The 23,185-nt window shown below is 37.3% G+C and carries 14 protein-coding genes; 13 read left to right on the top strand and 1 reads right to left on the bottom strand.

The features are described from left to right. Positions 1 to 103: 103 nt before the first annotated feature. From H7A25_23915 to H7A25_23855, 13 genes are all read left to right on the top strand, one after another. Positions 104 to 4,000, top strand: a complete 3,897-nt coding sequence (locus tag H7A25_23915) for an Ig-like domain-containing protein (protein MCP5502969.1) — start codon at positions 104 to 106, stop codon at positions 3,998 to 4,000. A gap of 258 nt (positions 4,001 to 4,258) precedes the next feature. Next, a complete protein-coding gene (locus H7A25_23910; protein ID MCP5502968.1) occupies positions 4,259 to 4,465 on the top strand; it encodes a hypothetical protein in 207 nt (68 codons plus the stop codon). Next, on the top strand, positions 4,455 to 4,802 hold the full coding sequence (locus H7A25_23905) for a hypothetical protein (protein MCP5502967.1): 348 nt from the start codon (positions 4,455 to 4,457) through the stop codon (positions 4,800 to 4,802). The genes H7A25_23910 and H7A25_23905 overlap by 11 nt, the downstream gene beginning before the upstream one ends. 209 nt (positions 4,803 to 5,011) lie before the next feature. Next, positions 5,012 to 6,190, top strand: coding sequence for an ATP-binding protein (locus H7A25_23900; protein ID MCP5502966.1), 1,179 nt, complete (start codon positions 5,012 to 5,014; stop codon positions 6,188 to 6,190). Between the two features lie 115 nt (positions 6,191 to 6,305). Further along, positions 6,306 to 8,528: an Ig-like domain-containing protein gene (locus tag H7A25_23895; GenBank protein MCP5502965.1), complete on the top strand. Its 2,223-nt coding sequence runs from the start codon at positions 6,306 to 6,308 to the stop codon at positions 8,526 to 8,528. Further along, positions 8,528 to 10,378, top strand: a complete 1,851-nt coding sequence (locus tag H7A25_23890) for a hypothetical protein (protein ID MCP5502964.1) — start codon at positions 8,528 to 8,530, stop codon at positions 10,376 to 10,378. Before H7A25_23895 ends, H7A25_23890 begins: the two co-directional genes overlap by 1 nt. Positions 10,379 to 10,381: 3 nt before the next feature. Further along, positions 10,382 to 11,092 (top strand): hypothetical protein, encoded by a 711-nt coding sequence (locus H7A25_23885; GenBank protein MCP5502963.1) that lies wholly within the window; start codon positions 10,382 to 10,384, stop codon positions 11,090 to 11,092. Beyond that, on the top strand, positions 11,082 to 11,636 hold the full coding sequence (locus H7A25_23880; GenBank protein MCP5502962.1) for a hypothetical protein: 555 nt from the start codon (positions 11,082 to 11,084) through the stop codon (positions 11,634 to 11,636). Before H7A25_23885 ends, H7A25_23880 begins: the two co-directional genes overlap by 11 nt. Next, positions 11,608 to 12,582, top strand: coding sequence for a hypothetical protein (locus tag H7A25_23875; GenBank protein MCP5502961.1), 975 nt, complete (start codon positions 11,608 to 11,610; stop codon positions 12,580 to 12,582). The genes H7A25_23880 and H7A25_23875 overlap by 29 nt, the downstream gene beginning before the upstream one ends. Before the next feature lie 8 nt (positions 12,583 to 12,590). Beyond that, positions 12,591 to 15,002 carry a caspase family protein gene (locus H7A25_23870; GenBank protein ID MCP5502960.1) on the top strand — a complete coding sequence of 804 codons (2,412 nt, stop codon included), beginning with the start codon at positions 12,591 to 12,593 and terminating at the stop codon, positions 15,000 to 15,002. A gap of 207 nt (positions 15,003 to 15,209) precedes the next feature. Beyond that, positions 15,210 to 15,602 (top strand): hypothetical protein, encoded by a 393-nt coding sequence (locus tag H7A25_23865; protein ID MCP5502959.1) that lies wholly within the window; start codon positions 15,210 to 15,212, stop codon positions 15,600 to 15,602. Between the two features lie 147 nt (positions 15,603 to 15,749). Further along, positions 15,750 to 17,456, top strand: a complete 1,707-nt coding sequence (recN, locus tag H7A25_23860; GenBank protein ID MCP5502958.1) for a DNA repair protein RecN — start codon at positions 15,750 to 15,752, stop codon at positions 17,454 to 17,456. A 318-nt stretch (positions 17,457 to 17,774) separates the two neighbouring features. Continuing rightward, positions 17,775 to 21,578, top strand: coding sequence for a carboxypeptidase regulatory-like domain-containing protein (locus H7A25_23855; protein MCP5502957.1), 3,804 nt, complete (start codon positions 17,775 to 17,777; stop codon positions 21,576 to 21,578). Positions 21,579 to 21,888: 310 nt separating this feature from the next. Here the strand turns inward: H7A25_23855 and H7A25_23850 are convergent, their stop codons facing one another. Then, positions 21,889 to 23,100 carry an aspartate kinase gene (locus tag H7A25_23850; GenBank protein ID MCP5502956.1) on the bottom strand — a complete coding sequence of 404 codons (1,212 nt, stop codon included), beginning with the start codon at positions 23,098 to 23,100 and terminating at the stop codon, positions 21,889 to 21,891. Between the last annotated feature and the right edge of the window lie 85 nt (positions 23,101 to 23,185).

The raw sequence follows: 23,185 nt of genomic DNA, 5'->3' as shown, positions 1-23,185 counted from the left end.
CAATTTTTGTCATATTTTTTATGAAAGATGAAATTTATCTTGCTGTTTTTTCTGACATATCTGCAAGATGGCAATATCCCCTTATGGGATTTTTGCCATGTTTGTGAGATATATCATAGTTATCCTTTTTTTCCTATTACAGTCTTGCACAAAAGAAGCGATTGACCGGATTAAGCCGGGCAAAACAGAGTATTCTCACTTTCTCTGGACGAATACTTCTCCACCTTCGAAACCGGAAGAACAGAAGCTTCCGGTCACTTCTTTTCAAATTTTAAACTTTAAAGACAGAATTAAGGAAGGAGAATCCTTTTCTTTTACGATTAAGCCTCTGTATTTCAAAGATGAGATTAGCTTCTCCCTGAAACCTTCTCATCCTGAGTCGCTTCGTCTCAGTGCTGAAACCATACATTTTACTTCGGAAACGGCTCTTTCGGGTATTTCTATACAGCTAGAAGCCCTCGAAGAGGAAAACTTTCTCTCTGAAAATGCAAATATTTCATTTACATCCGAGAAATACAATTTTTCCCGGTCTATTCTGGTCATAGATAACGATATCCGGATTATCTTTGATAAGTCTTCTCTGAGTATTCAGGAAGAAACTTCGGATAAGGTGTTCGTGTGTTTATCTTCCGACCCGGGAGAAACGAAAACCTTAAACTTTCAATCAAACCATGCTTCTCTGGAAGTCTATCCTTCTTCTTTAAGTTTTGATTCTTCGAATTGGAACCAGAAACAGGAACTCGGTCTGAAAGCCATCAAAGACAGTAATACAGTTTCGGAAACCGTAAGTGTAAGTGCTCGTGGAGATAATTTAATTTCTGCCTCCTTACAGGTTCAGGTGCAGGATAAGGATAGTAAACAGATACTATTTAGCGGGGATACTCAGGTGTTGGAGGGAAATGCAGCTTCTGTGAAGCTTAAACTTTCTCACAGACCCGCTGCACCGGTTACGGTTTCTGTACGAAATGACAACGGGCTTATCGATACTCTTACCTTTACACCGGCGAATTATTTTCAGGAACAAACCATAAATATACGCTATGCCAAAGACGGAGAGAGTTCGATTCGGATGAAACTCCTGGCTTCTGCGGATTCTTATGAGACGGTCGAACATGAGCTTCTCATTATAGATGTCGATACAAGAATTCTCTTATATTGTTCTCCTCCTGATATACACGAGGGAGATAGCATTACCTGCCTTACCAAACTTTCCGGTGACCCGGTAGTTTCGAGACCGGTTTCTTTAAGTCTCAGCAATGGAACAGAGAGAGAACTGCTTTTTGATTCTTCCAATTGGAATGAATTACAGACTTTTAGCTTTACGATTCCTTCGGATGCAGACCATGATTCTCAGCTAATTACTTTTACGGCAACGGGCGACTACCTGAAAACAGCGGAAGGAGATGTGATTGCTTTTGATAGGGATACGACTGTAATCTTTACCGGCCCGAATACGGTAGTTGAAGGTCAGACAGCAAAATTTTACCTGACACTTTCGGGTAAACCGGTTCTGGATAGAACGGTTTTTTTAAGTTCGAGTAAACCGGATATTAGTCTAAATAAAAGCAGTTTTACTTTTAGCGATAGTAATTGGAATGTGCCGCAGGAAGTAGAGTATACCGGAACTTTAGATGATCCCAATACGTTTATGGGTGCAAGTGACGTTACAGCTTCCGGTAATGAACTTCAGAGTTCTACGCTTCGTTTTTTTGTTCTGGATAGTAATGAAATTTATATAAATATGATTTCTAACCCGACTGCTTTTAATCTTGAGGAAGGAAACTCGGTAACCCTTAATTTTTCCATATCCATAATGCCTCCCTATGATGTTACCTTTCCGATTGTGTTGAGTGATACGAGTTCACTCAGCACAAATGTAAGTTCTGTCACGTTTACTCCGACAGATTATAACCAGCCTCACCCGGTAGTGGTAAAGGCTATAGATGATGCAGACAATGATAGCGAGACACCGACTCTCTGTATGTATTCGGGCTCTTCCTGTTCAACGGTCGATGGTATTATTAAATCTTTGCAATTTTCCATAACCGATAAGCATCCGACTATCAGTTCTCTGTCTGTGGATTCCTACACCGGTGCCAATGTGACTATCACCGGCACAAATTTTTATCCAAATCCAACGGATAATCTGGTGAAATTCAATGGATTGTCTGCGACAGTTGTTTCGGCAACGACAACAGAGCTTGTCGTAACACCACCGAATAACTCGACCACCGGCTACGTAACGGTAACAACAGCACGCGGAACCGGCACTTCACCTGCTGAATTTCGCTATGAGCTTTTAGTTATGGGTAGCAATCCATCCAACGGAGCGAGTAATGTGGCCTTAGATACATCTATTAGCCTTAGCTTTAATATAGACATAAACCCGGCAACGGTAAATGCAACTAATGTCCAATTGCTTACAGATGGCACAGCAGTAGCCACAACACTTTCGACTACAGGAAAAACCATCACCCTGATACCCACATCCAACCTGCAAAAGAACTCGGTCTATACCATAAGCCTGACAACAGACCTGCAATCCACAGGAGGACATGCTCTTGCTTCAACAGTCAACCAATACTTCTACACCCTAAGCGATGGCTGTAATACAATAGACCTCACAACCGGACTTGTAGCCCATTATCCCTTCAACGGCAATGCCAACGACGAAAGCGGCAATGGCAACCACGGCACAGCAATGGGCGGGGCGAGCCTTACTACCGACCGTTTCGGGAACGCAAATCGGGCTTATTCTGGATACGGACTCAATAGTCCGGGAAATATTTTTGTAGCTCGGAGTTCTTCCTTAACTTTTAATAATTCTATGAGTATTTCCTTGTTTTTCAAAATTGATGTATCGCGTGGTATGGATGGTTATGGAACTATTGTAGATAATGGTGCTCATAATCTCTTCACTAGAGGTGGGGACTTTTCTGGTTATGCATCAAACACTTCCTTTAACGATGGAATTATATATATAAATTTTTATGGAATCACCCCACCATATGGTTCTACTATTAGTTTAGAAAATTATAATCTATCAGAATGGTTACATATTGCATATGTTGTTTATACTGATAAATTTGATATTTATTTAAATGGTTCTTTTTTTGCTACATTTTTAGGAAATTTTGATTTTAACAAATGGAATTCTCATGATTTGTATTTCGGTATGTTTGGATATGGTGGCTGGTATCCAATCCATGGTGCAATCGACGACATTCGAATCTACAACCGTGCTTTGAATGCTACCGAAGTTCTTGCTCTTTACAAAGAGTCCGATGCCACGAAACGCTCCTGCAAGGAAATTCTTGACGCAGGACTTTCCTATGGTGATGGAGTTTACACCATCGACCCGGATGGCACAGGACCAACGGGGTCATTCCAGGTTTACTGTGATATGACAACAGATGGTGGGGGGTGGACGCTTATCTCAAGAGTGAATACTTCCAGTTTAGCTAATATTCCAGAACCCATGAATTGGTTTATAGCCGGACAAAACTCTAATGCGTTAAAATGCAATAAGATGGTACATAATGATCCTCCTGCGTCACTTGGAATAGATAAAGTATTACCAATGATTACAGATAATGTAACTAAAGCACGATTTAATCTGGTTGCAGAAGCTGATCCGAACCAGACTGCAAAATGGTTTAAAATTATGAATCAAGCGAATGCACAAAAATGGTTTGAAGATTCAGAAGTAAGTCCTACAAACACATGCACTGATTTGAATATGACTCTAAACTGTACAAATTCTGCTTTTATACGATATGTAACAACAGCAACAGCTGATCAGGGAGCATATAGTCTTGCAGGAATGAATTTGGCCTCTTATGGATACACAAGTGGAGGAGATATACACTTGAGGTTGGATGAAAATTTTGGTAGCGGTGCTAGTAGTGTTTGTTCCTGGACTGGTAATGCTAATGGAAATGCATGGAAGGATTCTTTCTATGAACACTGGGGAAATGGGTTGTTGATATGGCTGCGGTAGTGCTGCCCTTCGGCTCAGGCTTCGGCTCATTTCATTCGCTCAGGGGGCGCAGCAATCACATGTGCCGGCTGCCCGGTTACTGAGCAAGCGAAGCGCGTCGAAGTATCGGCTCATTTCATTCGCTCAGGGGGCACAGAATCACATGCGCCGGCTGAGCGAGCAAAGCGAGTCGAAGCCAAGCGAGCCCAAGCCAGGCTCAAGGCGCCCCCTGAGCGAGGCAATGCCGAGTCGAAGGGAAGCCAAATGTAAGGAGATAAAATGGAATTTAATGCAAGTTATATAGTCAATGAAAATGGGGAAAAGAAATATGCGATTATTCCTATAGATAAATGGTTGGAAATTCAAAAACTCATCAGGAAATATGAAATTCTGGAAGGAATTCAGAAAGGTTATCTCGAAGCAAAAGGCTCATTAAAAAATGGGGAAAATCTTTCAACGCTTGACGAGGTTTTAGATGAGTGTTGAGATCAGAGTAACCAGTGAATTCACAAAGAATGCAAAACGTTTAATTAAAAAATTTCCATCTCTAAAAAATGAATTGAAGGAATTACAGGAGGAATTGAAAGAAAATCCTAAAATGGGGATTCGGATAAGAGAAAATGTTTATAAGATTCGTTTAGCAGTGAAGAGTAAAGGCAAAGGAAAGAGTGGTGGGATGAGAGTCATCACCTATGTGGATTTAGAAATAAAAAATGAAAACAATATAACCATAGTGTTTCTCTTGACTATTTACGATAAATCTGAATCTGAAAATATAGATGATCATGAAATTGAAAAAGCAATTGAAGACTTGGATGAATGAAAGACTTTGTCTGCCGGCTGTCCGGTTACTGCCCTTCGGCTCATTTCATTCGCTAATCACATGCGCCGGCTGAGCGACCGAAGGGAGCCGAAGCCAAGTGATTTCGAAGCCAAGCTCAAGGCGCCCCCTGAGCGAGCCAGCGGCGAGCCGAAGGGAAGCCTGGAAAGTATATTATTTGACAAGTGAATGTATAAAAATACTATAAATATATGACATTAGATAGCTTAAAATATCAAAGAATTCTGGACGAGAGGCTAAAAAAGCACTTTTCCCACTACAGGGAAGTGTTAATCCTTTTAGGACCGAGGCAGGCGGGGAAAACAACTCTTCTGCAAAGAGTTTTTCCCGAGGCTCAGTATTACCTTGTCGACAACGAACCGGTTAGAAAGCTCCTCGAATCCTATGATGTGAAAACCTATTCTACCTTTATCCGACCCAATTCAAGTGTAATTATCGATGAAAGTCATCTATTGAATAATCCGGGAAGGATGGCGAAAATCATCCATGACCAAATTCCGGGTGTTAAGCTCATCCTCACAGGTTCTTCTTCTTTTCATTTGAAAAAAGGAACCCAGGAAAGTCTTGCAGGAAGAAAAATTGATTATAACTTATTCCCTCTAACATTGGAAGAATATCTTTTTCAAACAGGGATTGAACCGGAAATACAATTTAATCTATTTCATAATCTTTTCTCAAACGAAAAAGAAACCATTCCAAAACTATATGATCTCAAAGCTATATTAGAAAACCTGCTTATTTATGGACTCTTCCCAAATTCAATCAATCACCCGCAGGACAGGTTATACTTAAAAAACTTTGTCGATAGTATTATCTATAAAGACTTATTGGGAACAGGACTGATTGAAAATCAGAGAGTAGCTTCCGATTTATTAAAGCTATTAGCGTATCAGATAGGAAATCTTGTGAATTATTCTGAACTTGCTACGAAACTCGGGGTTGATCAACGAACAATAAAACGTTATATTCAAATATTTGAAGATAGCTTTTTAATTGTTCGTATTCCACCATTTATACCCAACCCCAGAGATGCTGTAGTCAAATCTGATAAAATCTATTTCTTAGATCTTGGCATACGGAATGCATTATTAGAGGATTATAATGATATTCGACTCAGACCCGATGCAGGAGCTTTATTTGAAAATTTTATTATTATAGAAGTATTGAAAGCTAATCTTTATATGAATGCAAACTATCATTTACACTTCTGGAGAAGCAGACAGGGTTCTGAAGTAGATCTAATTCTAACAAAAGGAAAAGAAATTTATGCTGTTGAAATTAAAATGTCCAAACAAAAAAAGAACCGGGCTTTTATGAATAAATTTCCTGAAGCAAAATTTACTTCTATTACTATGGAGAACTTGCTGTGAAAGTGCTTCCGGTTACTGAGCAAGCGAAGCGCGTCGAGGCACACGATCAGGGATCGCCGGCTGAGCGAAGGCGTGAGCCAGAGCCGAAGCCAAGGAAGCCCGACGAAGGAATAACATGAAAAGACAGGTATTTTATATTATTCTTATGTTCTTTACATTTAGCTGTACAGGTGGAGCTTATGAAGAAATCAGAAAATATTTAGAAGGAGAAAAGAAGACCTTGAGTCACCTTCTAAGTCTTTCTTCTCCTCCTTCTTCTGTAGTCTATAAAGAGCTGACGGTTGTTTTGACGAACCCTTATCATACAGAAACTAAAGTCTCTCTTACAAAAGAAATTTCTGTTTCCTTTTCAGAGAATATACTTTCCGAAACAGTAAGCGAAGAAAGCTTTAGTGTATATGATAATTCTAATACAATAATACAGGGAACGATTAGTGTTTTGGGTGCTAACCTCGGCTTTAAACCGGAAAAAGCATGGAATCCGGAAACACAGTATACAGTAAAACTCAAAACAGGTATAAAAAGTGTTAGCGGACAGGCACTATCCACCGAATATGTATTTAGCTTTACAAGCCTCAGCTCTGATAGGGAAGCTCCAATACTTGTAAGCACCGCACCCGAACACGATGCAGACAACATTCCTATAGATACTGTGATAACCCTTACATATAATGAGGCGATAATAGTTGATCCAGCCTGTTGTATTCTTTCAGTCAACGGAGATGTGATAGCGGGAACAGTAGAAGTGGAAGATAAAGTAATTCGTTTTATTCCTTCCATAAATCTTCTTGCAGAATACGAGCATACCTTTACCATACTTCCCGGTGTCCGGGATTCGGAAGGGAATCAAACAGAGTCTTCCTATAGTTTTACTTTTTTTACAAAAGATACTCTTCCTCCGAAACTTGTAAAGACCTATCCAAAACAAAATATGTACGGAGCTTCTATACGCAGAAAAGTCGAATTAGAGTATGATGAAGGCATAAACGCAAGTTCTGTCACAGGAAAAGTTCGGCTTAAGAAAGGAGATATAGCTATACCTGCGGAATTGGAAGTCAGGGGTTCTGTTATTTATTTAATACCTGCTGATATACTGGAAGAAAAAACCGTTTACAGTATAGAGATAGATGCGGGCATAGCCGATGTGTATGGAAATCAAACAACTGAAGCCATCCAATACTTATTTAAAACCGGAATTCCCATGCAGCTTTCGTCCTATGGGAATCATACCTGTGCACTATTACCGGATGGAAAAATTCGCTGCTGGGGACTTAATAACCACGGACAACTCGGTCATTTTGATTCGATTACGGTAAACGATGCCACGAAGTCCAAAGTCTTAAACCTTGAAGAACCTGCCATACAGATTTCCTGCGGCTATGAGCACACCTGTGCTCTTCTCGAAAGCGGTGGTGTCAAATGCTGGGGCAGAGGCAGTGAAGGACAACTGGGCTATGGAAATTATGATGATATAAAAGATGTAGAAAAGGCTTTATATCTTAATTTAAAAAAAGAAGTAAAAAAAATTGAAGCCGGCTATGATGTTACCTGTGCTCTTTACACCTCCGGAAGTTTTATTTGTTGGGGAAATTCAGAATCAGGTTTATTAGGTTGGGAAGATACATCCAATCTCTTTAATTTACCTGATGATGTAAATGATGTCTATCTTCGCGGAAAAGAAATTATCTTAAATAAAAAAGTGAGAGATATTTCAGTTAGTTATTTACACTCTTGTTTAATACTGGAAGATGGTTCTTTTCGTTGCTGGGGTTTAGATAAGTCTACAATTGGTTTTTTAGGTTATCCCGGCTATCCTCTTTATTTTACTCCGATTGGTTTGGATGATATAGTTTTGAATAAAGAAGTGATTCAGATAGAAACAGGTTATGATTTTAGTTGTTCCTTAAAAGATGATAAGCAAGTGCGATGTTGGGGAAAAAGTGATAAATATCAATCAGGAGTATTTGCCAATGATTTAAACGATGCAACAAATTTAAATGATCTAGAACTTTCTGGAAATATTTTACAAATAGCTACGGGATTTAAGCATTCCTGTGCACTTCTGGAGAATTATAAAATTACATGTTGGGGCTTGAATAACTCACATCAGGTCAGTCCTATGAGTCTTAATAGTATTTATCCTGTTTTATTAGAAAGTGAAAAGACTTGTGTTCAGGTAATTGCTGGAATATACCACTCTTGTGCTGTAATGTTAGATGATTCTATTACATGTTGGGGAAACAACACAGAAGGACAATTGGGGCATGTATATTCAGAAGGAAATGAAAATATTGATATAAATCATTCACAAATTTTTGATTTTAGGGGTATTGAATAATGCACTTCTTTTTACTGAATATACTTCTTATTCTATTTAGTTGTAATGATGGAAAGTTACATAAGGCAGAATATAATCATCCAATAGAAGATCCTGTAAAGGCTTATCTGGTTGGAGTATATAAAAAGGAAATTATACCGGAAAAAAATGAAATTATAATTCATAATTCAACAGAAACTATAGAAGAAAATTCAAGTTTAGATGTTGGAATTAGTTTTAAAAATACAAACGACATCTCAGATGAACAGGTCATTTATATATCATCAAATAATCCTATCATTAGAGTAGAGCCTAACATATTAGTTTTCAATAGAAATTCAGCTACAAACAATCAAATTATAAAAGTTAAAACTGAGTTATTGCCTACAATCGCACCGGAAAAAATTGAATTGAGTTTAAAATCCAGTGGAATTGATGAAAAAATAGTAATATTTTCTGTAGTAGATAGTATCGGGCAAAAAATACTTATAGAAGGAGATGGAGAATCAAACGAAGAGGAAGAAGATAGCATAAGAGTGAAGTTAAGAAAAAAACCAATTTCAGAAAACTACATAATATCTATAACTCCGAATGATAGTTTTGTATCTTTAGTAAATACTAAAGTAGAGTTTACTCAAACTGATTATAACGAATTTAAAACTGTAAAATATACAGTTAATGATAATTATAATGACTATCATTCTTATAAGATTACTCTGAATAATGAAAATATTACAGCTGATTATTTGTTCAATGTAAAAGACAATGACCATCAATATAGGTCATGTTCAGGAGAAAATAGTAATGATGGTTTCACTCCCGCATTAACAATAGTAAATAATGAAGTTATAACTGTATCTAAAAAATATCAACCGGAAACCAACACGGATTACTATCTTAATTTTTATAAGTGTGATTTGAATGGAGATAGTTGCAGTAATACAAGGTATAGGGATATTTCATTTATTGATTTGAATTTATTTTCGGCAATCCCTTTTCAACCAAAAATATCGCATGAGTCTTCGTATGATTATTTTCAGATACCAATTTCTTTAAGTACTGGGGAGTTAAATTTATTTAACTGCAATAATACCCTTACAGATTGTAGATTAGCCTATTCAGTTTCTTCAGGAATATTTCCCAAATATATAACAGCAGATAAAAAACTATATATCATGTCCGGTAACGAGCCGATTGTCTTGCTACATATTGACAACCAAAATAATATAATTGATGGAAACAATTATGGTGAAATTGTTTCAGAGGTATATCATAATTACGGTAGTCGTGGATTTGTATATGATAGTAAAAATGATACGTTTTTATCTGTTTATACAGGTGATACGGTCACTTCCTACTATCTACCGCTTGTTCTTAAAATACCAGGAAATTTATCAGCTAATCCAGAAATGGCAACAGTCTCCACAGAATACCAATCCGGGCTCACGCCCGACATGGTGATTGATACCATCAACAACAAAGTTTTGATAACTGCTATTCACTACGGTAAAGGTGGTAAGCTCTATTTATATCGCTGTGATCTGGATATAACAAACTGTGAAGCGAAAGACGTTTCCGGTGGTAAGCTGGCCACGGCTTTTTTTCCAAAAATCAATCTGGACTTAGAACATAAGAAAATTCTCATTGTCTCCTATGACGACGATGCTAAGTTATATTTGAGTCATTGTGACCTTGACGGTAGTAATTGTAAAGTTAGCGATATATCTTTGGGACACAGGCTGGTAAAAGCCTCTACAGAATACCATTTTGATTCTATAATAGATACACTAAACAATCGACTTATTGTTGTTTTCACCGAAAAAGATACCGGAAAACTGGGCCTTGTCAGATTTGGCCTCGGAGGGTTTTAGCTTATGAGACAACTTGCTTTTCTAATCTTTCTTTTTCTTATATCCTGTTCTTCTTCTAAATTTCAAAACTTGAATACGGAAGAATGGACTCGTGTAAAGTCTGCAAAGACATTTACGGTTTTTGTAAGGGGCATAGAGAAAAAGGACAGAGTCTATTTGAATTCCAGGCAGGCTGCTATCTATCACAAAGAAGAAAAACTTCCCGACCTGCAAACCTTTGAACTGAATGATATCTACGGACAATATTTTCAAAAATATTTTCAGGATAAATATAGGCAAGAGAACCTGCAATTCCGATACGTTTCTCCTTCGAGTCTCGGACTCATCATGCCTGATTCGGGAGAAAAAAAAGATGACTTTCAAAACTGGCTACAGCTTTCCGGGATTGATATGGTGATAACAATAGATCAAGAAAAATTGGAATTGGACTATTCTACGAGGGTTCCGGAACTTTCCTATTTTAATTTCATATACACACTTTTACTCTTAGACCTCTGGTATATAGATCTTGGCTCGCCCTGGTATTTTGAAAATCAATATTCTTATAATATTCTATTTTTATTCGATACACCAAAATATTCAAATCACAAGTCAAATAAAATACGTCTGTATTCTTCTAAATTCCTTTTAAGTCAGTTTACTAAAGCCAATTTGGAGCTATTTATCCGAGAAAGTATTGATACTTCCCTAAAGGAATCCTTTCATGAGATGTAAAATCTGTTTCTTATTCATTTTATTTTCATCCTGTGTATATACCAGGGTTAGTAAAGCTGCCTTAAATTTGAACAATGGGTACGAATATACCTGTCCTTTTCAGGTAGCCGGGCAGGAGTCCGCACATTTAATTTGTAAGAAAAATTATATATTAAAGAAAGTTCACTTACGAAGAATTAAGCTTACAAAACTAAAGGAAAATCTGTTTCCTCTACAAAAAGCTATAGAAAAGGCCGATGCAGAAGGAGACAGGACAAGGCAGGAGGAACTGAGTTCCTGTTATTTACTCTATGCTTTTGAAGAAGAAAAAGTATATGCTGATAATATTTGGTTAAGTCTTTATAAGGACAGAGATAGAGATTCTATCACTAAAAAAAATAAGCCCATTTGTGAAACAAGAGATTATATGCAAAAACGAATTTCTATTTATAAGCAGGAGAATTCGCTTATAAGGCTTGAGGATTATTATACATCTTCATTGTATCAAGAAAAAATAGAAGAGGCAAGGCTAAGAGATGAAAAAATCTATCTTAAAGATAAATAAGATATTTAGCTATATTCTTATATTCCTTATATCTTTACTATTCTCGACTTATCTATTGGCAACAGAAGAATATAAGGTCGGAGTTCTTAATCTTGACTACAATGGCATTGAAGAATTCAAGGCAAAGGACTTTTCTGATAAGTTTAGAAAGGAGTTAGGAAAAGCCAAAATATATGCAGAACTCATACCGGAGAACAAAGTAAATACGGTGATTGACCTGAACAGGGAACGATTAAAAGGTTGTAAAGGAATCTCATGTACGATACTGATAGGCAAACTATTAAAGCTGGACAAAATTGTAGATGGAAATATTAGTAAAAAAGAAGATGGAAGTTTTATTATACGCTTTTTTGTTATTAATATCAAAGAGAAGAGGGTGGAATTTTCTAAAAGCTTTATAGTCAAGGACTTAAAAGAAGTAGATGATAAAATACTCAGTTTTAATAAAGACTTAAAAAATCACAGTCTTGGTATTGATACGAGACAAAAAAGCAATATGAAATACCTCTGGCGTTCGGCTGTTTTCCCGGGCTGGGGACAACACTATGACAATAGGCATACTTCGGGTTATGTATATAATACTTTATTTGTGGGTAGTTTTTTGTATTACTATTTTAAGAGAAAAGATTTTTTAGACAAGAAATCAGCTTATGATAAGACTCCTTTTTTTATGGCCAGTGAAACCTTGAATACATACTACATTAATACAGCTTTATTGGAAAACAATAAAGCACCGTACAGGTTAGCTGAAAAAAATCTTAATAATGCAAGCATACTTTTAGGTCTGGTATATATTACTAACCTTGCAGATGCCTATTATCTTTCCGGGGAAAAGGAACTTAAACTTCCTTTTCAATTTCAATTATTCAGTCATACTTATAAAGTAGATCAAAAAGAACTCTACCGAGAACAGTATGCTATAGCGAAATTCACATTCTCTTTTTGAGGTTTATTATGAAGTTTTTGATTTTATTTATCAGTATTTTTACATATTTCTTATCCATATTTGCAGAAGAAAAGCCTGTAACAACTAGTAAGGGACTATATTTAAAAACAAAACAAGAAATCCAGGAGTGGAAAAACTCAGCCAGATATGCTCTTGTAATCGGGGTGAATGATTATCTGAATATGAATAGACTCAAGTTTGCTGCGGGTGATGCAAAGAAAATGTATCTTTCTTTAAAACAGGTAGGGGAGTTTCAGGAAGTTGTGCTTATGAATGACTTTCAAGAAAAGGACTCTCTGAAACCCTATTACAATAATATAATGAAACAATACAAAAGACTTATAGATAAGAATCCTTCCTTACTGCTCATTTACTTTTCCGGACACGGTTTTATGAATGTTAAAGGGGAAAATGTGGTAGCAACCTTAAATTCAGATGTAAAGCAAAATAAGGAAGTCCTGAACTTAACCAGTCTTATCAAACAGGCAAAAGATAAGGGGATCGGGCAGGTGGTATTCTTTGTAGATGCCTGTAGGGAGCAACTCGAAGAGGGCAAAAAAAATGTAAGGAAATCTCAAAGCTTTAGTAAAATACGGGAAGAAGCTGTGAATGCAAAAGGCTGGGCAATTATGGTAGGAACCAGTCCCGGTGATTATTCATATGAGGATAATGAATTAAATTCAGGAATATTTTCTCATTTTTTGGTAGAGGGTTTAAACGGAGGATTTCAAAAAGAAGGAGGTTTGTATGAGTATCTGACATTTCAGGATTTGAAAAACTATGTAGATAAAAAAATGAGAAAGTATATTAAAAAAAGTAATCGAGAAAAGCAAAAACCTTATATTGTAGGAGATTTTACGGGTGACTTTTTAATTTCTACGAGAGTTCCGGAAAATTCAATACGTTACGAAAAATATTTAATAGGTCAAGATCGAGATAATAAGTATATACGAATACTCTATGATACGAAACAACGGAAAATAGAAGAAGCTTTTTTTACAATAACCGATGCCAGAGAATACATAAAAGCAGATGTAAACGGAATTGCGAGGATCTCTTTTGATTACGGGAAAAGTTATTTCAAAGCTTCTCAATATAATCTGAAAGGAGAGTTTATATTTGAACATGGTCTTAGTATAGAGAAAAATAAAATAATATTAAAATATTCAGGTGGACAAAAGTTCTACAAGGAAGTCTACGATAAAAATCTACTGTTATTAAATAAGACGGAATATAAGGATAAAGCTGATAAAATCGGAACTACAATCTTTATAAAAAGAACTGGATCCTTACTCTATTCTATGGAAGAATCCTTTTATAAAGATGAGAAGTATACGCAAAAGATAGTAAATGAAGAAGGGATTTTTAAAATAAAGTATAAATTTCTAAATGGAAACCTGATTGAAAAATCCTATTACGATGATTCTGAAAACTTCAAAAAAGATAAGTGGGGAATCGCTAAATACGAATATAAATATAAAGGTGCGTACAGAATATTAGAAGCATACTACAATGAAAAAAACAAATTAACTCCCGGTCAGGAAGGTATTGCCAAATATACCTTTACATATCAAGAAGACAAATTATTGGAAACAAGGTTATATAATGAAGAGGATAAACTTCTACAGGATGAAGAAAGGATTGCAATTATAAAAAACACCTATAGAGATAAAAATTTAATAGATACACGGTATTTTAATGGAGATGGGAAACCGCTTGAAAATTCTTATGGTTATGCCCGGATTCGTTATAAATATGATTCAAAATCAAAACGAATCGAAGAAAAATTCTATAATAGGAATGATGAACTTATTAAAGAAGGAATTGCATTTAAGTTGTACAGCTACAGTTCTTCCGGAGAAAAACTCGGTGAAGCCTATTTTGATCATAAGAATAAACTTTATTCCGATAGATTTTTCCGAATCGCAAAGTATACGTATCTATACGATGAAAAAGGAAGAAAAATTAAAGAAGAATACTACGGAAGAGATGGAGCTTTCTTAGAAACAGAGGCCTGTAAAAAGGTATTTAACTATGATAGTGAGGGAAAACTTGTATCAGAAATTTATCTGGATAAGAATAATCAAAAATCTCAGAATGCAGGACAGGTAAGTGAAATTAAATATATGTATTATAAGCAAAAATCTAACAAACGTACACTGCTTAAAGAAAAAGTTTTTATAGATCTTGCCGGTAAACCTCTTTCTTCCGGAGTGTCCAGAATTCGATTTACCTATAATGAAAGAGGAATTTTACTCGGAGAAGAGAAGATATATGGTGATAAGCGAATATATTCAGGTGATTATAGACTTCTGTATACACTACCTAATAATAATCGAATAATTGAGCTAAATTTGGATTCCTATTATAGACCGTATAAATTGTCTTTTTTAGAATTAACCCATCATAATGAACGATAAATTCCAACGAAAGCTTGATGAAACCTCTCGGTTAGGATTTTGATATAGCGCCTGAGTATTATTCATCCGGGATAAAGAAGAAAGGAACCGAGTATAATCTTTCTTATACAAAGAGATTTTGAATTTTTTTAATTAAATGCAAGCAAAAATATACTAAAAATATATTAAGTTGTTGACAAGTGAAACCAGTCCTTGAAAATAGGATTCATGGAACTGCCGATTTTTTCTGTGAATCTTATCGAGGGAATGAATAGCCCGGTTGATGTAAAAACCGAGGAGAATATGGATATAAATTCCTATCTTGTAAAAGATAGACCCCATACTTTTCTGGTAAAAGTAATGGGCAATGCAATGTCCCGGGCAAGTGTATACAGCGGAGATCTCTTATTTGTCAATTGCAGCATTAAACCGCGTAGCAAAGACCTGGTTTTAGCGGTTGCCAATAGAGAGTTTATGTTGAAAAGGTTTATACGCAAGAAAAACCGTGTTTTTCTTGAAAAGCATCCGGAGGACATCTCACCTATAGAAGTTACTTCAGAACCCGGAATTAATATCTGGGGAGTAGTAACGCATATCGTTCATAAATTTCGAGATACCTGATATACTTCTTTTCGGGTACGTTTTTCGTGCCCGATTTCTTATTAAAAGTATTAAAGGAATTATACAAAATCACAGATATATAAAATACTAAAAAAATACTTGCATAAAAATGTATAGTAATAAAAATGTAAGTTATAGGGGGCTTGCATGTTAAAGCGTTTAACGGTTAAAGACTTTGCTCTTATCGAAAGTGCTGAATTGGATTTCTCCTCAGGTCTAATTTCTATCACGGGAGAATCAGGTTCAGGTAAGTCACTTTTCTTAGATTCCATTTCCTCAATTCTCGGTGGAAGGTGTCATACGGGAAATATACGTACAGGTGCTAAAAAATATATACTCGAAGCCATATTTGATGTTAGTAAGAATAATCCAGTCAGAAGCTGGCTCGCCGAAAAAGGTTTTGAGGAAGAAGATGGAGAAATTATTTTAAGAAAAGAGCTGAACTCCGAGGGTCGATCTCGGATACAAATTGGGGGTTCTCTCAGCCCTCTTTCCCTATTAAAAGAATTGGGAAGTATGCTTTCTGAAATCCATAGACAAAATGATCAGCTTGCATTATTTCAAAAAGAAGAGCAGTTAAATCTATTGGATGCATATGCCGATCTGGAGGGCTTAAGGGAAGACTTTAGCCTTTCTTATCGAGCCTATGTTTCTTTAAAACGTCATATTGAGCAATTTGAAAAAGCGGGAGAGGAGAGGCTAAAGCACATAGAAAATTTGCGCTTCCAATTAGAAGAATTATCTTCTGCTAAATTAGAACCGGAAGAAGAGAATACTCTTTCTATAGAAGAAAATAGACTGATTCATGCTGAAAAGCTTTCAGAGAATTACTCATTCCTATCCTATCATTTGCATGATTCAGATGATAATCTCATTCAGCTTATGTCAAAAATCGCAGCGACAGCCTCAAAGATAGAAAGTATCGATCCGGAGTTTGCAGCCTGCTATGAAGAAATACAGGGGATTTATTCTGGTTTAAAAGAAGTCTATGCCCAGGTTCAAGAAAAGAGTGAAGATATTTTTTATTCCCAGGAACAACTGGATGCTATTCAAAAGCGTTTGAATGAGATAAACAGGCTTAAAAAGAAATACAGGATGGATCTCACAGGACTTGTTCAATACCAGGATAAGTTAGAAGAAGATTTAGAAAAATTGAGTACAGAAGATTCTACAAATGGAAATTTGCAAAAGGAATTACAGGTTCAAATCAAAAAACTGGCAGAATTAGCTCTTGAATTGAGTGTAAAGAGAAAGAAAGCCATCACTCAATTAGAGAAAGAAATGAAAGAAGAACTGCTTGCACTCGGAATGAGAGACGCTTCTTTTACTGTCCGATTGCAATGGGAAGCTTCTGAGGAAGGGGAAGTTTCTGAACAGGGGAAAATGTATCGTTTGAAAGATACAGGACTGGATTCCATCGAATTTTTCTTCACTGCCAATAAGGGAGAAAAGCTTCAATCTTTAAAAAAAGTCGCTTCGGGTGGAGAAGCCTCTCGCTTAATGTTGGCTATCAAGTGTATTATGGAGAAGAAGCATAGTGGAAGATTATTAGTTTTTGATGAAATCGACGCGGGTATTGGGGGAGAAACAGCCAGAGTGTTGGCCTCAAGAGTAAAGAAACTGGCAAAGCATAATCAGGTTATTTTAATTACCCATCTTCAGCAGGTAGCAGCTGTTACGGAAGAACAGGTAAGAATTAAAAAAATAACACAGGGAGAGAGAACCATATCTGTATTAAAAAAACTGGATGAAAAGGAGCGCCCTGAAGAATTAGCAAAAATGATTTCTGGAGAGAAGTTTTCAAATAGTGCATTGGAACATGCAAAAGAATTATTATTCAGACCGGCAGTATAGAAGAGCATCGGAGAAAATATCAAAAACTATAAAATGACTTACTTGACATATAATAGTGATTGTAATTGATAGTATATACAATTACTATTATTTAACAGTTTAAATTATGAATATAGCTTTCGTTTATGTTCTAAAAAAAGTATAAACGTTTGAAATTCAAAGTTTGGGAGAATTAAAGTGAAATTTTAACTAAAAAACAGACCGAAAACTGAAAAAAAAATAGTAAATCATAAAAAAGAAATTGTTTTTTTCTCGTCAATATGTTATACTCTTAACATGCAGAAAAATAATGCGAACTGAAAAACAAGGAGAAAGACAATGCGAACAATCAACATGTTTAAAAAATTTAGTTTTTGGGGTTCTTTGATCCTCATTCTGGTTCTTGCTTTTACTTCCGGTTGTAGTAAGAAGAAGCAAGCCATTCCTCTTTTACCTCTGGCCCTAACCGGCTCAGAATCGGTAAGTTCGGGAGGAATCGATGATGGTGCAAAAGACTCCAATGGAATAACCCTTCCATCTTCTAATTCATCTACCGATTCAGGTACTTCTTCCGGTACTGGAACTGGTACAACAACAAATAATGATGGAAATACACAGACAAATACTGTTCCTTCATCAAAACAGGAAGTGGCTACCCATGGCCCGGCAAAAATCACCGGTAAAATTGTTCCTACTATCGGAGGTCTTCCGATTTGTGCAGAAGGACAAACACCCGGAGATCCTCCTCAATGCGTTCTTGAAACAGGAGCCCAACTTGATTTAACAAAGGTTGAAGTGAAACTGATTCAAAATGTGAATGGAGAAGAAGTTGTAGTGGCTACTACAAACTTAAATGCAGATGGTAGTTATACTTTCAATGTTGAAGATTTAAACAATGGTGTCTATCGGGTTTTAACTAATTCCGGTAACGGTTTAAATTTCGTAGAACAGGATTTTCAATTTACTTACGATCCAACTTCTCAAAACCCAACTGAAGTAGCTTTGAATGACATGAATGCAGAAAGACTTTATTATACTTCCGGTCCTGCTGTCATTTCAGGAAAAGTGACTACTCCGGGTTTCAGCGGAGATGGTGTAAATGTTCCTTCCGGAGCTCTTTCTGGTGTTACTGTAGAGTTAAAAAATGGTGAAGGGACTGTAGTTGCAACTACTACAACCGACTCGAATGGAAACTATAAGTTCTGCTTCAATGACACCAACAGCTGTACAAGTGGAGGAACAAATGTAGCTTCTAATCTGGATAATGGTAATTACACAATTACTGTGAAAGGAGACTCTGTTTCTAATCAGGGACAAACCTTTGCCAATCAGGATTCAGAAGTTCAATATTCCTTTTCCGGAAATGATCAGAACGTATCAACCAATGTGTCGGTTTCTGATAGTTCTTTAAGTTGGAATGCAGCAAGCTCTAGCTCGGCTACAGTAAGCCTGAGCATAAATAATGCTGCCATATACGGAGACGATTCAACTGTCTACACCATTAAAATAAAAGATTCAGCTGGTAATGTAATTGCCACTGCTACAAAAACAGGTTCCGGTAATGTAAGTTTATCTGGAAGTAATATGCCTCAGGGTGTTTATACAGTTGAAATAACCAGCAATAATTCTGTTACTCAGACAACTACTTTTAACTTCATTCCTCATCCAAGCGGAGGTAATAAAGAGGTTGCCCTGGGTACTGTTAATGTAGTTCCTAAAAAGTCAAATGTTATCGGTTCTATTCAGGGACCTGGTGGAAGTCCAAACCCGATTCCGGGTGCAGTGGTAAACTTCCGTCCTGCTACTGTTCAGCCCCCTTCCAGCTTAGCTTATTTAACTATGCTTCCAGGAGATGATACAGAAACCGTAAACTTAAGAAACGCAGCAAAAAACTGGATGATTCAGGCCTGTAATAACGTGGCAGCCGATGTCTGTAAAAATGCCTGTGCTGCCGATGGATACCAGGTTTCCTGTATAATCACTAATCAGGGAAATGGTCCGTGGACTTACGATAGCTATGCTAACAAAGTTTACGAAGTTAGTGGAACTAACCTGACTTTTGCAGCCGCTGCGGGTAAATGGGATTACTATATTTCAGCACCCGGTTATGAAAATACAGCTGTAAATACTATGATTCTCAATGGTCAGGATGTTACAGTTCCTGCTATTACCATGGTAACCAGTGATAAGCGTTCTCAGATTCAGGGCTCAGTGACTGTTTTGGATAAGCTTTCTGGAGCCAGCAACTATACTCCAAATGCCTCTGTAAGCGGTCTTTTTGCTGTAATGCTGGGTAATACCGATAGTTCCGGAAATCCTGTAGCTCATGTTGCGGTTACAGTCGGTGGTGCTTTTGCTTATGATGGAAATTCAAAAGTAGTTCCTCTTACTAATGTAACCGATCTGAATGGTGACGGAGTAGTAGATAGTACCGACAGGATTATGTATGCTGTTGGAGCTTATCAATCTGCCCCAAAACTGAGTGCAGCAAGTTTTGTTGCCGGTGCTGGAGTGAGTAACTCAGTGGATACAACCGGTGGAACCTATAACTTTAAACAGAGTTCCTACCAGATCATGATTGTAGACCCTATGGGACATATCCTGACAACTCCTGTTCAGGCAGATAACTCTCTTGTTGCTACCAACACCTATACTGATGGTAACGCGGTTCTTAACCTTTCCGGAATTAACGGAATCAATGTGCTTCACGAGTCCCGTCGTAAGATTTCCGGAACTGTTTCAGATGCGATTAGTACCGGTGCTGTGGATGGTGCTGTTATCACTCTGGGAACTATGGATTCTAATAATCAGTTCCAGGCCAATGTGAGAAGAGACTGTACCTTAGCTTCTGCTCCTTCCGGAGATTCTGCAAGCTGTACTTTACCTTCAAACAGACTGTCTGCAGGAAGCGATCAAATTGTTCCTACAGTGACTACAGATGCAAATGGAAACTACACCTTTACCAACGTGGATCCCGGTTCTTATGTCTTGAAGATTTCTAAAAACGGAATTGATACTTACATTCCGGTTACTGTAACTTCAACCGGTGATGCAGTGGTAAATGCCCAGATTGTAACCAGTAGCGGTAGAGGAAACTTAACCGGTTCTGTGAAAACAACCACCTCCGGTGGAAACCTGGTAAATTTTACAGGAACCTACAATCTGGAAATTATCCATCCTACCTTTGGAACGAGACCAACTGCGGGAGTTCAACCTGCATCTTTAACCTCAGGACCTACTACTTTCACAAATGTTCCAACATACAACGTATTCAGTGTGAATGCCGGAGCCTGGAAAGTTAGATTCGTATCTGCAGGTTATGTAACAGTTGAAGGAAATGTGAACATTCAGGCCAATGCAACTACCACTTTTGATATCATCACAATGGTACCCGGATATCAACCTCCGGCCAACGTGTCAGGAAGGGTGCTGAGTGCTATGACAAATCAGGGAGTAGCCGGCTTAACTGTAAGAATTCGTTCAGGAGTGAATAGCACTTCCGGTGATTATCTTTCCGGTATTTCTTCGGTTACAACATCTTCTGATGGTTCTTATGCTATTCCAAGTGTTCCTGCAGGGAATTATACTATGGAAGTAAGTGGTGCCGGTTATATTACTACTTACAGAACAGTGGTTTCAGCAGGACCGGATACACCTCCTAATCAGAACGTATTAATTTCACCCAGCCTTGGGGATAATGAAGTACGTATCGTTCTTTCCTGGGATGCAAGTCCAAAAGACCTTGACTCTCATATGGAATACGGTTCTGCTAAGCCGGAACAGGTAGTTTGGAACGATAAATCCAAATTAGGTGGTGACCTGACCCTGGATATTGACGTAGTTACCGGTTATGGTCCGGAAACTGTTACAGTGAAAGGATCCGCATGGTCTAAGGCAAGAAGGGGTTATAGTGTTTACAACTGGACTAAAGGTCAGAGAGATTCCAGTGCAACTGCGATTTCAAACTCAGGTGCTACTGTGCGGGTATTTAAGAAACAGGGTCTTGTAAGAACCTATACTGCAGGTTCCGGACAGGCCGGACTCTGGTGGCAAATATTCTGTCTGGATGCCAACAAAAACATTATTGATGTTGGACAAGCAGGATGCTCTGCTTCAGATTTCTTTAATGCTCCTAAAAACTGATAGATAGTTTCAAATTTATTAATTCAAAGGGAATGGGAAACCATTCCCTTTTTTATTTTTATCGAGAGCTAATCCTAAAAGCCGGAAAAGGAAAAAAGGTAGGTTTTAATTTTTCTCTGAGGGAAATGAAATAATTTAGAAACTTTCTAAATTATTTTTAACAAAATACAATTATGGAAGTCTAATTTAATACTAAGAGAATGAATCTGGTTTTATACTTTAGTTGTTCTCCTTACGAATATCTCCTAACTGCACCTCACTTCACTACCTCTGCTGTTTGCAGACAGCAGAGGTTTTTTGTTTACCCTGGTTAATTTATAAAGGTACTATGGACTTCTTGAAGGGCAGTAAGTGCGTCTTCTTCCTTAATTACGCAGGAAATTTTTATTTCAGATGTTGAAATCATTTCAATGTTTATAGACTTCTTTGCCAGAGTCTTAAACATACCGGCAGCAACCCCTACATGAGATTTCATACCTACACCTACTACAGAAAGAATGGCAATTTTTCCATCAATTTCAGGTGAGCCTGTATCGTGCGTATTGGAAAATTTTTCCAAAATCGCTCGAGCTGCTTCGCTGTCTTTTCTGGGAATTGTAAAGGCTATGGTGTTTCTTCCATTATAGGGAGAAGATTGGACAATTACATCTACAATTATATCAGAACTGGCCAGTTCTCCGAAAAGGTCAGCTGCGAGACCTGGTTTGTCCGGTACATTAGGTATGGTTACTCTGGCCTGATCATTTTTTACAGTTACTCCACTTACTCTAAGTTTTTCCACTATTTTATCCTCACTCAAGACTAAGGTTCCCGGCTTGTCGTTAAAGCTGGAACGCACATGTATTACAACATTGTAATTTTTTGCGAATTCTACACTTCTGGAATGTAGTACGCCGGCACCTAAACTGGCTAATTCTAACATTTCATCATAGGTGATCTGTGGATGCATACGGGTTCCCTGCACCTTATTCGGATCGGCAGTGAATACACCATCTACATCAGTGTAAATTTCACACTCATTGGCGTCAAGGGCTGCTGCCAGAGCTACGGCTGAAGTATCACTTCCTCCTCTCCCGAGAGTATTGATGTTGTCATCCTTGTCAACCCCCTGAAAACCAGCTACGACAACAACTTTCTTCTTTGCTATAGCCTCTTCTATCCTGTGACGGGAGATCATCTCGATTTTGGCATTTGAGTAATTTCCATCCGTAATAATCTTTACCTGGAAGCCGGTGAAGGATATAGCCGGTACACCTATAGCTTCAAGAGCCATAGCTAACATGGCTATGGAAACTTGTTCACCTGTGGACAGAAGAACATCCATTTCTCTTTTATTTGGACTTTGATTCACCTGCTTGGAGAGTTCAATTAGCTGATCGGTTGTTTTACCCATTGCAGATACAACAACTACTACGCTGTCGCCTTTTTCGTAATAAGATTTAATCCTTTTTGCGACATTTTGTATTCTCTCCGGGGTTCCTACAGATGTTCCACCGAATTTTTGAACTACTAATCTGGACATAATTTACGGCAGTGTAAAAAAACTGTATAGAAAAATCAAGCATAAATTATTGAGCTTTTTGTACGATAAAAGTTGGGTAATCGTA

The sequence above is a fragment of the Leptospiraceae bacterium genome, from assembly GCA_024233835.1.
Classification (GTDB): Bacteria; Spirochaetota; Leptospiria; order Leptospirales; family Leptospiraceae; genus JACKPC01.
Note: the sequence above shows the minus strand (reverse complement) of the source record. Positions and strands in the feature narration are given on the sequence as shown.

Bases quoted from the DNA above. Each gene is read 5' to 3' on its own strand.
- H7A25_23890 (MCP5502964.1), top strand. From the start codon at position 8,528: ATGCACTTCTTTTTACTGAATATACTTCTTATTCTATTTAGTTGTAAT.
- H7A25_23855 (MCP5502957.1), top strand. From the start codon at position 17,775: ATGCGAACAATCAACATGTTTAAAAAATTTAGTTTTTGGGGTTCTTTG.
- H7A25_23895 (MCP5502965.1), top strand. From the start codon at position 6,306: ATGAAAAGACAGGTATTTTATATTATTCTTATGTTCTTTACATTTAGC.
- H7A25_23870 (MCP5502960.1), top strand. From the start codon at position 12,591: ATGAAGTTTTTGATTTTATTTATCAGTATTTTTACATATTTCTTATCC.
- H7A25_23910 (MCP5502968.1), top strand. From the start codon at position 4,259: ATGGAATTTAATGCAAGTTATATAGTCAATGAAAATGGGGAAAAGAAA.
- H7A25_23850 (MCP5502956.1), bottom strand. From the start codon at position 23,100: ATGTCCAGATTAGTAGTTCAAAAATTCGGTGGAACATCTGTAGGAACC.
- H7A25_23875 (MCP5502961.1), top strand. From the start codon at position 11,608: ATGAAAAAATCTATCTTAAAGATAAATAAGATATTTAGCTATATTCTT.
- H7A25_23900 (MCP5502966.1), top strand. From the start codon at position 5,012: ATGACATTAGATAGCTTAAAATATCAAAGAATTCTGGACGAGAGGCTA.
- H7A25_23880 (MCP5502962.1), top strand. From the start codon at position 11,082: ATGAGATGTAAAATCTGTTTCTTATTCATTTTATTTTCATCCTGTGTA.
- recN (MCP5502958.1), top strand. From the start codon at position 15,750: ATGTTAAAGCGTTTAACGGTTAAAGACTTTGCTCTTATCGAAAGTGCT.
- H7A25_23905 (MCP5502967.1), top strand. From the start codon at position 4,455: ATGAGTGTTGAGATCAGAGTAACCAGTGAATTCACAAAGAATGCAAAA.
- H7A25_23885 (MCP5502963.1), top strand. From the start codon at position 10,382: ATGAGACAACTTGCTTTTCTAATCTTTCTTTTTCTTATATCCTGTTCT.
- H7A25_23865 (MCP5502959.1), top strand. From the start codon at position 15,210: ATGGAACTGCCGATTTTTTCTGTGAATCTTATCGAGGGAATGAATAGC.